Consider the following 12881-nt stretch of genomic DNA (forward strand, 5'->3'; position numbering starts at 1 on the left):
TCCTCCTTAGTTGTTCTTATGCACAAGCGAGTTGTAAGTAGCAAGCGTATCTGGAAAAACTGGCTGATTCTTTTTCATTAGAAAACTGATGGTGTTTTTTAATGATTGGATCAGTGCACGATCTAGATCATTTTCTGCTAACTCCCTTACTTCTTCGACACCAGGGAAATGACGTCCTGGTTCAATATAATCTGCGACATAAATGACTTTTTCAAGTAAGGTCATGTCTGGTCTGCCGGAAGTATGAAATTCAATAGCTGTTAACACATCTTGATCGTCAATTCCAGCTTCTTTTTTGACCAAATAGGCACCAACCGGGGCGTGCCAAAGCTCGGGCGAATATTCAAGCAATAAAGGGTTCATCTGTTCTTTTTGGATAATCCCCTTCATTTCTTCTTTTGGCCTAAATTTCGCATAATCATGAAAAATAGCGGCGATCTCTGCTTTTTTCACATCTGCACCGAACCGTTCCGCTAATGAAATGGCTGTCTCCATGACTCCGAGTGTATGTGTATATCTATGCTCTGTTAACTGCTCTTTGACACAGTTCAATGCTTCTTCACGATTCATATAAATGATGCTCCTTTATATAACGCTCAACAGCTTTCGGAATCAAATAATCGACAGGGTTCCCCTGCTCTATTCGCTGCCTAATCAATGTCGATGATACATCAAAAGCTGGAACATCTGCAAATAAAAGAGGATATGCCGTACTTCCAACGTAACCCGGCCTTTTCATCCCAATAAAGGTGATCATTTGAAGCAAATCATCGATCCGATGCCATTTTGGCAAATACTCGACCATGTCCGCTCCTATCATAAAAAAGAACTGATCTTCTGGATGACGCTTCTTTAACAGATTCACTGTATCTACCGTATAAGACGGACCCTCCCGCTCCATTTCAATGAGCTCGAGCCGAAAATATGGATTTGATTGAATCGCTGCCTCCACCATTTTTATGCGGTGATGACTATCTGCTCGTTTCCGTCCAGTTTTATGAGGAGGCATATGGTTTGGGATAAACCAAATTTCATCAAGCCCCACTTGAATCCGCACCTCACTTGCCATCAGCAAATGCCCGTTATGGGGAGGATCAAACGTACCGCCGAACAACCCTATTTTTTTCATATCGCATCCACCTTTACGGCAGCTTAATTTGTTTATTTTCCTTAGATTCTTTGTAAAGGACAATCACATTTCCGATCGTTTGAACGAGCTCAGCCTTTGCACCTTTTACAAGTGCTTTCGCAACTTCCGTTTTGTCCTCGTCACAATTTTGCAATACGCTGACCTTTAACAGTTCTCTTGCTTCAAGCGCCTCGGAAATTTGCTTGACCATATTGTCATTTACCCCGCCTTTTCCAACTTGAAAAATAGGTGATAAATGATGTGCTTGTGCACGTAAAAAACGTTTTTGCTTACCTTTTAACATGGTGTTCCTCCTAATTTCTCTATGACAATTGACTTCATTTTTCCGGCGTCAGGCGTAATGCCTGTCCACAGTTCAAAGGCTCTTACTGCTTGTCCGACAAACATGCCAACCCCATCCACTGTTTTCAAGCCTAAACCTGCTGCTTCCCTAAGCAGTTTTGTTTCTATTGGATTATACACAATATCACAAACGACCGCTGTTTTTTTTGCGTTCGCTAAAGAAATCGGGGTTTCTTCAACATTCGGATACATGCCGATCGAGGTCGTATGGATGATGACATCATATTCCCCAAGCCGCTCTTCTGCTGCATTTAATGTGATTGCTTGAGATGTGATTTTTCCCTCTGCAGTTTCAATTAAAGCTTCAGCTTTTTCAATGGTGCGGTTCGTAATATCAAAGCTCTTCGGTGCATACTGAGCAATTGTCGTATAAATCGCTCTTGCGGCTCCGCCAGCACCAATCAAGAGAAATGACAGCTCTGATAACGGCTGATCCAAGGCTTCAAGCAATGAATGAAGAAAGCCTTCTCCATCTGTATTGTACCCAACGAGCTGATCCCCTTCGAGCCGCACCGTATTGACGGCACCGAGGCGTTCAGCTGTCACATCAATTTTGTCAAGGTACTTCATGATTTCTACCTTGTGAGGAACAGTGACGTTAATGCCGCTGATTCCTAACGCCTTCATGCCGCTAATCGCATCTTTCAGGTCATCATTTTCTACTTGAAAGCCATGATAATGTCCATCAATTCCAGCGTCCTTTAGTGCTGCATTATGAATATCCGGAGACATTGAGTGGCCAACAGGGTTACCGATTACTCCGTATAAAGGTTTCAAGGTCTCTCCCCCTTTGAACATTTAAATTAACGAACGTCTCATAAACACATGAACGCCTTTTGGCGCATAAACTTTGATTTGCTTGCCCGCATCATTTGCAGTAACCCAGCCTAAACCTGAAAAGACGATGTCCATTTTTGGCTGATCAATGGTAAAGGTATGCGGAACGAGCGGCGGGAAATCTTCCATTCCCTCTTTTGATGGCGGTGACAGCAGTTCCCCTGCATGTTTTTCATATAAATCATCTGCATTCTCCAGCTTTGTCCGGTGAATGTTCAGCTCATTTGGCATATAGCAGACAAATGATGTTCTGCCGCCTTTTACATAATCAAATCGAGCCAGTCCGCCAAAATAAAGCGTTTGTGCTTCATTTAATTGGAACGTTCTCGGTTTCAATTCTTTTTTCGGCGTTAAAATCTTTAAGTCATTTTTGCTGACATAGTGCGCCATTTGATGGCGGTTGATGATGCCCGGCGTATCGAATAAAGCAGAACCGTCATCAAGCGGGATTTCAATCGCATCAAGTGTAGTACCTGGATATTGGGATGTAGTAATGACGTTCTCTTCGCCAGATACTTCTTTGATGATTCGATTGATAAATGTTGATTTTCCAACATTCGTACAGCCGACGACATAGACATTTCTTCCCTCGCGGTAATGATCGATCGCTTCCATCACCTCAGGCACACCCTGGCCTCTGCTTGCACTGATCAAGAAAACATCGATAGGGTTTAATCCGTTTTCCTTTGCTTCCCGTTTCATCCAATGAATCAGACGATCTTTTTTCACGGATTTCGGTAAAATATCCACTTTGTTGCCGACAAGTAAAATCGGATTACCGCCGACAATACGGTTCAGCCCATTGATCCAGCTTCCGTTAAAGTCAAAAATATCAACGACCTTCACAATGAGAGAATCTGTCTCTCCAATGCTGTGCAATATATTTAAAAAGTCGTCCTCTGTTAAAGAAACATCCTGAATCTCATTGTAGTTCTTTAACCTAAAACAGCGCTGACAGATCACATCTTCTTTCAATAGAGATGCTGCCGGCGCATATCCTAATTGATCTTTATCTTCCGTCTGAATGGCTACACCGCAGCCAATACAAACAACCTTTTCCATTATTACTCTTCCTCCCACTGAATGTGGCCCTTACGCTTTAAGGCTCCTAAAATTCTGCGTTCAATCCGCCTGTTAAACTTTGTAAAAAATCCGTCCGAGGCAGCAACAGGAACGACCAAAATCGTATGGAAGCCATGACGATTCCCGCCAAGAACATCTGTCATGAGCTGATCACCAATGACAACCACATCTTCTTTTTTCAACTGCATATCAGCGACTGCCTTATTAAAGGCTCTTCCCATAGGCTTTCGCGCTTTATAAATAAACGGGATATGAACCGGTTCAGAAAAAAGCTTGACCCTTTTTTCATTATTGTTCGATACAATCGTCACTTGTATCCCGTGATCTTTCATTTCTTGAAACCATTCAATTAAGCGCGGTGTCGCACTTGGACGGTCCCATTCTACTAGTGTGTTATCTAGATCGGTAATAATTCCTTTTACATTTCGTTCTTTTAATTTTTGCGGCGAAATGTGGAAAATACTTTTCACAAATTCATCCGGTAAGAAATACTTCTTTAGCACAATTTGCACCCTTTCTTCCATTGGTTTTCAGCGATTGTGTCGAATCAAATCACAATTTGTCTGTCTATCGAATACAATGAAAAAGTTTTCGACATATGATGAGGACCTTCAACAGGTGTGGATAATTTTACACACATTATCCACCTATATTTCATCATGCTTTCATTCAATTATAAACACTCTACCCACAAGTTATCCACTTAACCATGTGGATAACAGAACGATTGTTCTTGTTTCCCATTCATGGTAGATTAAAGGTACTTCAAAGACAGTCGATCAACCTATGATGATATGTCTTTTTCTCAAATTTTATGCCAACTTTTTCAGGGGAGGTGTTTTTCCCATCATATGGGTTTCTAGTATGAAAAAGCTGTCAGATGATTTACTTATAGAATCGTATTATAAAGCAAATGAAATGAACTTAAATCGCGACTTCATTGAATTAATTGAGACAGAAATGAAAAGACGTTCGCTCGGGCATATGCTCTCTGTTTCCTCTTAATTCCATATCACAGGAACCATGCCTCCCGAGCACTCTCCTTTTTTAAACTCAGGTGACTGATATTATATCACTTGCGCTATAGGCTTACTACTATTTTCCGTAAAAAACACCCCTTCTGATGAAAGAAGAGGTGTCTTAATTGCAAGGCTGTTCATTCCAAAACCATAACCCTCCGCCTACGACTAAAATGACCACAAGGAACACAACAAGAAAAGCGTAACCGATTCCTGCTCCTTGTGCTGGATAAGGCGAACACGCAGGGTAAGGATAAGGACATCCCCACATATCAGTTACCTCCTTCTAGGAAGATATACTGTTAGACTATGCTGGATGGATGGTCTTGTTTAGGCAGATGGCCACCATTTAAAAATGTTTGATGACATCACGCTCTTTGATTTCGTTATAAATAATTCTCGCCCCTTTTGGTGTCATATGATTGCCAGAAGGGTCGATCAAGCCTGACTGAATCAGGGCATGATCACTATCTTCTCCAGCTTCTCGGATGAAAGCTTTCCAGTTGTCGACAAGCGGTACCTGCTCATCCTTCGCTACTTCTCTTGTGATGTCATTATAAGAGTTTTGCCAAGCTCTTGCCCCGCCTCTCCCAGCAAAATAAGATGACTTATATCTGGAGTAATAATACAAGCCCTTTTTCCCGCCTTCTACAACAGGCACACAGGTCATGAGAATCGGGGTAATGCCTTCTTTTCTACTTTCAGAAATGAAGTAGGTTAAATTTTCTTTAAACCGTTTTTTCGTCACTCGGGGATGTTTCCCGTCTAAAATCGCCGCATCATTCGTACCGAACATGATGAGGACGTAAGTTGGTTTCTGTTTTAAAATATCCTGCTCAAAGCGCAGTTTCGCGTCTTCAGTCGTCTGCCCGCCAATGCCTGCATTCTTCACTTGAATTTGGCCGCGCTCGACGTTTTTCATGAGATTCACCCATTTTTCAGATGTTGGATAATCTCGAAAGTCCCAGTTTGATCCTCTTGTATTGCTGTCACCAAATGCAATGACGCTTTCTTGTACTGGCTTAGAGCATCCAGCAGCAACACATAATAGGATGAAAAGGAAAACATATTTCTTCACAACATTCACCTCCAAAAGCCCTCTTCATATAGTAAACGACAAGACTTTTGGTTTCAATGAATGAATGTTTTTGACGAATGCTGCCTATTGCATCTGAACAGGCATATATGCTTTGTCGTGGTGCAGCAGTTCACTTACTTTTACAAATTCATAGCCCCTCTTCTTCAACTCAGGAATCACTTGTTTCAATGCTTCTACCGTTTGCTTGCGATTTCCCCCGCCATCATGTAAAAGGATAATATCGCCGCCTTGAATATGATCAATAATTCGGCTTGCAATTTTACGTGCGCCTGGTCTTGACCAGTCCTTCGGATCTTGCGTAAAGGACCACATGACCACATCGTACCCTTGCTTTGATAGAATGCGGAATGATTTCATTGTTAAGCGTCCACCAGGAGGGCGAAATAATAAGGGACCGCCAGGCTGGAGTGAAGCGATATGAGCCGCTGATTCTTTTAATTCCCGCTTGATCTCCTTTGACGACAAAAGGTCAAAATACGTATGATTCATCGTATGATTGCCGAGTTCATTCCCTTCGTCCACAATCCGTTCTGCGATCATTGGATATGTATGAATTCGGCTCCCTATCACAAAAAAGCTTGCATTCACTTGATGCTCCTTCAGTACATCCAATATTTGATTTGTATACACTGGATGAGGTCCATCATCAAAGGTGATCGCAATCTTTTTCCGTTCCGCTCTCACATCCCAAAAGGCACGTCCCGTTTTTTCAAGATCCACTCGTTTTAATGTACGTGCCTCTATTTTATTAGGAATAATAGCACATAGCAGCCATATACACATCAAGATATGCAGCCCTCTCATTCGACCGCCTCCTCCACCGAACATCATTACCGATAAATTGCCCGCTTTCTCATCAATTCATGCAAGCTTCATGGTGATATCCGGCTTCTTTTTCAAATAAAAAAAGCCGGCCATATTGGCCCGCTCTTTGTTTCACGTTTGGTTTCTCTCTTCAACTGTCGAACGTTGCTTAGAATTCATACAGACACTCTCCTTCTTGGATTTGATTTTGAGCCCATAATAATTTCTGATAATACTGGTTGGACTTTTTGTATTGTTGAGAGGCTTCTAAGGCTGTCGCAATTTCTAGTGAGATATCCTCTATATAAGAGTATAGGCTAAGTTTTTCCAAATAATCAATGGTTTTTTGCAGTTGGTCTTCATTGATTTCCTGAACATATAAAGCATCCAGATACTCAAACATATGACAGAACAGCTGGTCTTCATGCTTCTTTGCAGCCAATTTCCCATCTTCTAATATGCGCAGGGCATCCGCCTGTTCATTCTGTCTAAAAAGCAGCTTCGCCAGCGTATAGAGCGTATGCGGAAGCGTTGGGAGCAGCTCTTTGCGGGCAAGATCAGCGGATTCCGTTAAATATCGTTCCGCTTCTTCTCTATAGCCAAGCTCGCCATAACATTTTCCTAAATTATAGAGCGCTGAACTGTATATGCGCGGGTGATCAATTTGAGATGCGAGCTGTTTTGCCTTTTTTAAATGAGGCAGCGCCCGATCTTTTCGTTTTAAATCTTGATAATTTCCTGAGATGACAAAGAGACATTGAATGATGCGAATCGTATACGCATCATGCTGATCGTATATTTCCAGCGCCTTTAAAATATGGTGCATGGAGACATGTGTTTGTTTCATGATATAGTAGGCTTCTGCCACTTTAAAATGAAACTCTGCCTGCTCAATATCATCGAAAACCATGGACAGCTGCTTTTCTGCGACTCGATAATATTTGACGGCTTCTAAATATTCTTTTTGACTAAATTCATGCATGCCACGAAAAAATGCATGGTAATAATGCAGCATATCAGATAACTCATGATTGGAGTTTTCGATTTTATCGACTAGATTAGATACTGAGAAAGGTTGATATTTTGAAGGGTGTATATAGTCAAGCATGATTTGGTGCCGAAAACACATGAGCTGATAATAAATCAGTAAATGCTGGTCCTCTTCCATCTGTTCAATTTCCGCTTCAACTTCCGCTTTCAAGATTTCCGCATCTGGAACACTGAACTGCCGTATCATTCGATACCATTCATTAATTTTCATACCTACATGTGAAGATAGAACCTTCCCCATGTTCCGAAATTACCCCTTCCTTTTCGGTCTAATATTACATATTTTAGCACGCTTCTTGACCGCCAAGCACCGCAAAGAAACCGCAAACATAAAAAAGAGACGAACTGAAGCACGATTTTTTTGAAAAAGATGATTTTTTCATCGTACAGACACAGACAATCCCTCCTTCACATACATTTGAGGATATAGGCAGCGGCCTAAACATGGTGGAGGTGAAAATCGTGGCAGGAGTATTTACAGCGATGGGATTGATGGTCAAAGAATTGGTGTTTTTAGTGTCCTATGTCAAAAACAATGCCTTTCCACAGCCCCTTTCGGGAGATGATGAAAAAAAATACTTAGCCCTCATGGCACAGGGCGATGAACACGCAAGAAACATGCTGATTGAACATAACCTTCGGCTCGTCGCCCATATTGTAAAGAAATTTGAAAATACCGGGGAAGACGCTGAAGACCTCATCTCCATCGGGACGATCGGACTCATTAAAGCCATCGAAAGCTATTCCTCTGGAAAAGGAACAAAGCTGGCAACGTATGCGGCGCGGTGTATTGAAAATGAAATTCTCATGCATTTACGCGCGCTCAAAAAAACGAAAAAAGACGTCTCCTTGCATGACCCCATCGGTCAGGATAAAGAAGGCAACGAAATTTCATTAATCGATGTCTTAAAATCCGAAAATGAAGATGTGATCGATACCATTCAGCTCAACATGGAGCTTGAAAAAGTAAAGGAGTATATCGACATTCTCGACGGCCGAGAAAAAGAAGTGATCGTCGGCCGGTTCGGCCTTGATTTAAAGAAAGAAAAAACGCAGCGGGAAATAGCCAAAGAGCTTGGGATATCGCGGAGCTATGTGTCACGTATTGAGAAGCGCGCGCTGATGAAGATGTTTCATGAGTTTTACCGGGCGGAGAAGGAGAAACGGAAGCGGGAGAAGGGGAAGTGAAAATAAACTTCCTAACTTCTTACAAAAACAGACCTCATTAGGTCTGTTTTTAAATTCGACAATAAGCTACTGTCTCGCTTCATTTCTTTTGATAATAGCTACCGCCTTAGCCCTCAAGAACAATGGCAAGATTTTGATCATGTTCATGAACTAAGACATGAAGGAAATCAATTCATCATGCCCCACTATATAGAGAGCTGCAGCTTAAAAAAAGTAAATACGAAAAAATAAAATATAATGCTTCGTGTATTCTTGATAATCAATTTTAAATGTTGTTATTTGATACCTGTCAGAAAACTTAGTATAATCAATATAAGAACAAACATTCGGGTCGTTAGAAGCAAGACGTTTAGTAATTGTAGATAAACTACCACTTACCAAAAAGAACAACTTTCTGCAAGAGACCCTATAAACGTAACAGTTTCAGTTTCCAAGGGCCATGTTATGAAAACAAGGTTGATAGTATGATTGTTTCTAAACAGACACCAGATCATGTACATTGTGTCGTTTAATTCTACAAGAGTATCTTTAAGAAATAGCAGTAATTAAACAAACAATTTAACTTTGGAGTGATCATAATTGATTAAGTTTTTTGAGTACAACTGGCAGGTTAGAGACGAATGGGTTAACTGGTGTAATCAACTAACAACAGAAGAGTTGTTACAAGACCGCATAGGTGGAGTAGGGAGTATTTTATACACTATTTTTCACATTATTGATGTTGAATATAGTTGGATTCGTGGTATTCAGGGTAAAGAAGACGTGGTATTAGATTTTGATGATTACAAGACTCTGGCGAAAGTAAAAACACTCTCAATGACTTTACGACATGAAATAGTTGAATTTTTAAAATCTCATTTAGATGAAAAACAAGATCGAATGGTAATAGTTCCTTGGGATGAAAATGAATACACTAAAAATGAAATATTACATCATATAATTGCCCACGAAATTCACCATATCGGTCAACTTTCTGTTTGGGCAAGAGAAAAACAATTAACACCTGTATCTGCTAATTTTATCGGTAGAAAGTTAAAATCAGTACATTCTTATGAAAAGTAAGGTCTGTTAAAGATCCATTCATTTATCCCACTATGTTGTTTTCTTTTAAAAAATGCTCAAATAATTGCTGACCTTTCTCTTCGATTTGAGCATCTTCAATTGAATATTCCCCAATGAATAAGCCTAAATGATTGTATTCCTCATAACTCTTTAAGAGATTCAACCCGTAACTTTTTTGATCAAAAAACAATAACCATCTTCCTGTATCTAAACTCTTAAAAAACATGCCTTCATAATCAAAACCAAGCTCATAATATCCTACATGTAAATGCATACTCTCATCTAAACTATGTATTCTTTCATCTGTACACATTTTCACCTTACTCCCCTACCTTTTCACATCATGCTGAAAATGAATATTCCTCAACTCGACCCATTCAACAAGTTCAGGCACCTTTTTTGTCGTCACAAAATGTTGAACGATTTCATACGCCTGATTACGATCAACATAGCTGCATGATGGCACATACAATGGTGATCCTGCGATCAAATGCTCGATCGTTTCGATCTTTTCTACCTTTTGAAAAGGGACTAAAAAATCTGGATATCTGATGATAAAGAATCCATACGGTTCAGTATAAAAGAAAACTAGACTTTCACTTTCACCATCTTCCCCTATCTCAATGGAAGATTCCCCGTTACCTTGTTTCCAATACTCTTCACCCTCCTGAAAGAAGATCCTTTTCATGAATTCTTCCCCCGGATTTTCTACTGGAGCTCCTGTAGGCCCGTAGTATAAAAACATCAATATCGCTCCTTCATGCCTATATCAATTTGGATTTAACCAATTGTTCTATTTCCCTCAAAATCATAAAAAGCTTTTGTTTGTTGGTTTAATTTTAGCATGTGATATAGCTTTGGGTTTAGCTTTTGAAAGGTTTGAGTGCTGACCCATTTTACTTCTTCAATATCCTGATCCGGATCTAGAATGTTCATCTCTCCCCCGATCATTTCCGCAAAGAACGTAATGATAAGCGCATGATGTTTTTTATCTTGAAAGAACGCTTCTCGAACCGAATGAAGTTCCTTTACTTTGACAACATACCCTGTCTCTTCTTTTACTTCACGGATGACAGCCTGCTGCAGGTGTTCACCTTTTTCCACAGCACCGCCTGGAAGTTCCCAATATCCCTTTACATTCTTGACTGTTAATAGATTTTCTTCCTCATCATAAATAATAGCTGAAACCACGTCTACTCGTTTCAAATAAATCCCCCTCAACATTCTCCATTCACATCAATTGCCGGATATATGACACGAACTGTTCATTTTATACATTCTTATTATACTGTATTAGTAGTCAGCGATTGAGGCCAGAGCATGTGGATGATCATCATTTTACTTCATGGGATTTACAGGAAATATCGTTTCTCTTTTGAGACAAACCAAAGCGTCCAACGAGAAAATCATCCAACTGTTAGAACAGTAAAAACCGAAAAAATAAAACCTCTCGCATCTAGCAGGAAGTTTTTGTCATAGGAGAAATCTTCCCCTTACTCATCAAATAACATATTTCTGATTCGCCGAATATAATGAAGCGCAATATGAGCAAGACATAAAATGAGCCCAATCATCGCAAGAATATAGATGGGCAGCATCAAACCAGGTACATAGTTTACGACAAATCCCAAACTAAACGCTGTCAGCATATATATGCTGATCAACCTCATCAACACCATTCGAAGCCCTCCCTTTCTACAATCACTTTAACATATTTTCCCTTCATTCTCATAATTGGCTTTAAAAAAGATGCGAATCCATTAAGACTCGCATCTTTTTTACGTATTCAATTCACCTTTTTCGCCCGTGCTTCCTTCCACTGCTCAAGCTCCGAGACTGTTAGTAATTGATATCCTTGTTTGGTCAATTCCTTGATGATCGTGACAGCCGCGTTGGCAGAGGTGTCATAGATGTCGTGCATTAAGACGGTTTCTCCACTAGACGCATGTGTAAGAATGTAGTTGGAAACGTATTGGCTGTTGCGATATTTCCAATCTTCGGGATCTACATCCCAAAGCGTAACTTTCATGTTGACAGCCGCGTTAATCTGCCCGTTTGTTCCACCATATGGCGGTCTAAAGTGAGTCGGTGTGAACCCGCCTGCTTTTTCAATGATTTGCTGCGTATCTTCTACTTGTTTGATGGCTTGTTTTAATGGCAGTCTTGTGAGTAAAGGGTGGTTATAGGAATGATTTCCGATTTCATTTCCACCTTTTCTGATTTCACCTAGCATATCGGGATAATATTGAACCCTGCTTCCTAATACAAAAAATGTCGCGCGTCCTTTGTTTTCTTTTAAAGCTGTTAAGATTTTTGAAGTTGTTGATGGATTTGGTCCATCATCAAATGTAAGGGCAATGGCTTTTTGATTTGGGTTGAATATTCCCTGTTTTGGCAGTTTTACGATCTTTCTTTTTGCGATCGGTTCTTTTTTCTCGTTTTTGTTCTTTTCTTTATTAATGTATTCTGGCTTTAACATTCCTTTAAGCAGTGTTTTCTTAATCGCCAGCACTTGAGGACCTTTTTTGTCTGGTGCAATTTGCCCTGCTGGGAAGTAGAATTCAATAAAACGATCTTTGATGGCAAAATACTGATAATGCTCTGCCTCAGGAGATGTTCCTTGTTTAAGCAAATACTCGTTTTCCGCAAGAGAGCGATCTTTTTTTAACTCCTCAAATGTCATTTGAGACAGTTTTTGCAGACTTTTTTTCTTTGATAAAAATAGATCATCTATTGATAAAAACTGCTGTTTCTTGAAATCAAAATTGAATATCTTCGTTTCATGTGTGCCTTTTACTCCGCCTTTCCATTCATATGTATTGAATTTGATCGCAGCAGTTTGTTTGGCATAATGAGTAATCTCATAATCTATGTTTAATTCGTATCGATGATCTTCATCGACATCACTTGCTTCACTAAACGATGTTTTGAATTTATCGATCGCTGTTTCTGCAAATCTTTTCATCTCTTGATCTAGCTTTTTTTGATGAAACACAGGATAGTTCACAGCATATCTCAAGTATCTCCCGTCATTCACGAGAGTTACAATCTCAACTTCTTTATAGCTCGCATCTGGTTCTACCTTCTTCTTCTCTGTCCCGCTTGCCTGCTGATTATGATAAAACGCAGCGATTCCGATGATCATCGCAAGTCCGCATAGGACGAGACTGACTTTCCATTTAATTGACACAATGATTCTCCTCTCGTGATGCCGTCATGCCTGAATGACGTGTGTTTGTAGGATAGA

General features: G+C 40.2%; 18 protein-coding genes. 3 read left to right on the top strand and 15 right to left on the bottom strand.

The genetic code is table 11. The annotated features are described in order from the left end of the window. Positions 1-6: 6 nt before the first annotated feature. From yqeK to MHH61_RS01770, 6 genes are read right to left on the bottom strand one after another with little or no spacing between them, the layout of a single operon-like run. Positions 7-570 (bottom strand): bis(5'-nucleosyl)-tetraphosphatase (symmetrical) YqeK, encoded by a 564-nt coding sequence (gene yqeK / locus MHH61_RS01745; RefSeq protein ID WP_087975784.1) that lies wholly within the window; start codon positions 568-570, stop codon positions 7-9. Then, entirely contained in the window at positions 560-1129 is a 570-nt protein-coding gene (locus MHH61_RS01750; protein ID WP_034622820.1) for a nicotinate-nucleotide adenylyltransferase, read from the bottom strand. Before MHH61_RS01750 ends, yqeK begins: the two co-directional genes overlap by 11 nt. A 13-nt stretch (positions 1130-1142) precedes the next feature. Further along, positions 1143-1433 carry a ribosome assembly RNA-binding protein YhbY gene (yhbY, locus tag MHH61_RS01755; protein WP_008342507.1) on the bottom strand — a complete coding sequence of 97 codons (291 nt, stop codon included), beginning with the start codon at positions 1431-1433 and terminating at the stop codon, positions 1143-1145. Next, positions 1427-2269 (bottom strand): shikimate dehydrogenase, encoded by an 843-nt coding sequence (gene aroE / locus MHH61_RS01760; protein WP_025092937.1) that lies wholly within the window; start codon positions 2267-2269, stop codon positions 1427-1429. The genes yhbY and aroE overlap by 7 nt, the downstream gene beginning before the upstream one ends. A 21-nt stretch (positions 2270-2290) precedes the next feature. Then, a complete protein-coding gene (gene yqeH, locus MHH61_RS01765) occupies positions 2291-3391 on the bottom strand; it encodes a ribosome biogenesis GTPase YqeH (RefSeq protein ID WP_025092936.1) in 1101 nt (366 codons plus the stop codon). A gap of 2 nt (positions 3392-3393) precedes the next feature. Further along, positions 3394-3915, bottom strand: a complete 522-nt coding sequence (locus MHH61_RS01770; protein WP_125586614.1) for a YqeG family HAD IIIA-type phosphatase — start codon at positions 3913-3915, stop codon at positions 3394-3396. A gap of 361 nt (positions 3916-4276) precedes the next feature. Between MHH61_RS01770 and MHH61_RS01775 the strand changes: the two genes are divergently transcribed. Next, entirely contained in the window at positions 4277-4417 is a 141-nt protein-coding gene (locus tag MHH61_RS01775) for a sporulation histidine kinase inhibitor Sda (protein WP_003217327.1), read from the top strand. A 135-nt stretch (positions 4418-4552) separates the two neighbouring features. Here the strand turns inward: MHH61_RS01775 and MHH61_RS01780 are convergent, their stop codons facing one another. The 4 genes from MHH61_RS01780 to MHH61_RS01795 form a co-directional block, all read right to left on the bottom strand. Further along, positions 4553-4702, bottom strand: coding sequence for a hypothetical protein (locus tag MHH61_RS01780; RefSeq protein WP_162842499.1), 150 nt, complete (start codon positions 4700-4702; stop codon positions 4553-4555). 78 nt (positions 4703-4780) lie between these two features. Beyond that, on the bottom strand, positions 4781-5509 hold the full coding sequence (locus tag MHH61_RS01785) for a GDSL-type esterase/lipase family protein (RefSeq protein WP_024423053.1): 729 nt from the start codon (positions 5507-5509) through the stop codon (positions 4781-4783). 84 nt (positions 5510-5593) lie between these two features. Beyond that, positions 5594-6334: a polysaccharide deacetylase family protein gene (locus MHH61_RS01790; protein WP_125586616.1), complete on the bottom strand. Its 741-nt coding sequence runs from the start codon at positions 6332-6334 to the stop codon at positions 5594-5596. 169 nt (positions 6335-6503) lie between these two features. After that, on the bottom strand, positions 6504-7625 hold the full coding sequence (locus MHH61_RS01795) for a tetratricopeptide repeat protein (protein WP_024427938.1): 1122 nt from the start codon (positions 7623-7625) through the stop codon (positions 6504-6506). Positions 7626-7843: 218 nt separating this feature from the next. Between MHH61_RS01795 and sigK the strand changes: the two genes are divergently transcribed. Further along, entirely contained in the window at positions 7844-8572 is a 729-nt protein-coding gene (gene sigK / locus MHH61_RS01800; RefSeq protein WP_034738387.1) for an RNA polymerase sporulation sigma factor SigK, read from the top strand. 579 nt (positions 8573-9151) lie between these two features. Further along, on the top strand, positions 9152-9634 hold the full coding sequence (locus MHH61_RS01805) for a DinB family protein (protein ID WP_125586618.1): 483 nt from the start codon (positions 9152-9154) through the stop codon (positions 9632-9634). Positions 9635-9656: 22 nt separating this feature from the next. Here the strand turns inward: MHH61_RS01805 and MHH61_RS01810 are convergent, their stop codons facing one another. From MHH61_RS01810 to MHH61_RS01830, 5 genes are all read right to left on the bottom strand, one after another. Continuing rightward, positions 9657-9947, bottom strand: coding sequence for a DUF3986 family protein (locus tag MHH61_RS01810; protein ID WP_241218558.1), 291 nt, complete (start codon positions 9945-9947; stop codon positions 9657-9659). A gap of 15 nt (positions 9948-9962) precedes the next feature. Then, the gene (locus tag MHH61_RS01815) at positions 9963-10379 is read right to left on the bottom strand and encodes a hypothetical protein (protein ID WP_125586620.1); all 417 of its coding nucleotides are present in this window, start codon (positions 10377-10379) and stop codon (positions 9963-9965) included. A gap of 35 nt (positions 10380-10414) precedes the next feature. Further along, complete coding sequence (locus tag MHH61_RS01820) at positions 10415-10840, bottom strand: NUDIX hydrolase (protein WP_125586622.1); 426 nt, start codon at positions 10838-10840, stop codon at positions 10415-10417. A 287-nt stretch (positions 10841-11127) separates the two neighbouring features. Continuing rightward, the gene (locus MHH61_RS01825; protein ID WP_044332168.1) at positions 11128-11313 is read right to left on the bottom strand and encodes a hypothetical protein; all 186 of its coding nucleotides are present in this window, start codon (positions 11311-11313) and stop codon (positions 11128-11130) included. Positions 11314-11420: 107 nt separating this feature from the next. Next, a complete protein-coding gene (locus tag MHH61_RS01830; RefSeq protein WP_125586624.1) occupies positions 11421-12824 on the bottom strand; it encodes a polysaccharide deacetylase family protein in 1404 nt (467 codons plus the stop codon). Positions 12825-12881: the final 57 nt, after the last annotated feature.

The sequence above is a fragment of the Bacillus sp. FSL K6-3154 genome (assembly GCF_040869395.1).
Taxonomy (GTDB): Bacteria; Bacillota; Bacilli; order Bacillales; family Bacillaceae; genus Bacillus; species Bacillus safensis.